The organism is Streptomyces bullii (genome assembly GCF_042657145.1).
In the GTDB taxonomy this organism is placed as follows: Bacteria; Actinomycetota; Actinomycetes; order Streptomycetales; family Streptomycetaceae; genus Streptomyces; species Streptomyces bullii.
In genome coordinates this window covers 1-1,195 of sequence record NZ_JBHSNY010000040.1, presented here as the reverse complement: position 1 = coordinate 1,195, position 1,195 = coordinate 1, and the positions used below count along the sequence as shown (strand labels likewise).

Here is a 1,195-nt window from a genome sequence, read left to right as displayed (position 1 = left end):
GTTGTGGTGAGGATCGTTGAGCGGCTGGTGCCGGACGAGTTGTGGGAACTGTTCCAGCGGGTGGTGCCAGAGGCGCCGACCCGGCCTCAAGGCGGCGGTCGGCGTCGGCACGGTGATCGTGAGGTACTGGCCGCGATCGTGTTCGTGGCGACTTCGGGCTGCACGTGGCAGCAACTCCCAACCGCTTCGTTCGGACCCTCCGGGGCAACAGCCCACCGCAGGTTCACCGAGTGGAGCAAGGCCAGAGTGTGGGCCAAGCTGCACCGCCTGGTCCTCGACGAACTCGGCTTCCGCGGCGAGCTGGACTGGTCCCGCTGCGCGATCGATTCGGTCAACATGCGGGCTTTGAAAAGGGGGAGCTGACAGGCCCGAATCCTGTTGACCGGGGTAAATACGGCTCAAAGATCCACCTGATCACCGACCGGAATGGTCTGCCCCTGCCTGTCGGAATCTCCGGGGCCAACGTCCACGACAGCCAAGCCTTGGTCCCGCTCGTGCAGGGCATCCCGCCCATCCGCTCCCGCCGCGGCCCTCGGCGGCGCAGGCCCGCAAAGCTGCACGCCGACAAGGGCTACGACTACACCCACCTGCGACTATGGTTAGCGACACACGGCATCCGGCACCGGATCGCCCGCAAGGGAGTGGACAACTCCCAGCGACTGGGCCGCCACCGCTGGGTCGTAGAGCGGACCGTTTCCTGGCTGGCCGGCTGTCGCCGCCTTCATCGCCGCTACGAACGCAAGGCCGAACACTTCCTCGCCTTCACCAGCATCGCCTGCACCCTCATCTGCCTGCGCCGCCTGACTCGCCGATGTGCCGTTGCAACAGCCTGACTGCCAGGTCATGGCCGTAGTGAATGGCGAGGTCCATGGGCGTTTGCCCATCAGGGTCAGGGAGTTGCGGATCAGCACCGTAGGCCAGGAGCACAGCAGTGGTATGCACAGTCAGCGGGCTGCCGCTCTGCAAGGAGCTATCGCCTTCCGCGTCAATGGCGTGCGTCAGGAGCGTCATGTTGTCGCATACCTCATCCGGATCGGCTCCCTTGGCCAGCAACTGAGCCAGGGTCTCTGCGTCCTCGTTCTCCACCGCTTGATGGGCCGGTGTCCAGGTGTTCTCCACGGCGGCATTCAACCGTTGCCGCACCAGTCCGGCCAGCGCAATCCGGCGGAACTGATCGCCAATTGAGATGACTTGT

General features: G+C 65.1%; 2 protein-coding genes. One reads left to right on the top strand and one right to left on the bottom strand.

Annotated features, from left to right (window positions below; all coding sequences use genetic code 11):
* Positions 1-12 precede the first annotated feature (12 nt).
* Positions 13-833 (top strand): IS5 family transposase gene (locus ACFPZJ_RS39765; protein WP_381031962.1). Its coding sequence is split into 2 segments (ribosomal slippage): positions 13-361 and positions 361-833, totalling 822 coding nucleotides; the frame shifts between segments, so codons are not numbered across the junction.
* On the opposite strand, the gene ACFPZJ_RS39760 is transcribed toward ACFPZJ_RS39765, so the two are convergent.
* Positions 784-1,119, bottom strand: a complete 336-nt coding sequence (locus ACFPZJ_RS39760; RefSeq protein ID WP_381031960.1) for an ankyrin repeat domain-containing protein — start codon at positions 1,117-1,119, stop codon at positions 784-786. The two genes, ACFPZJ_RS39765 and ACFPZJ_RS39760, sit on opposite strands and share 50 nt — an antisense overlap.
* Positions 1,120-1,195 lie beyond the last annotated feature (76 nt).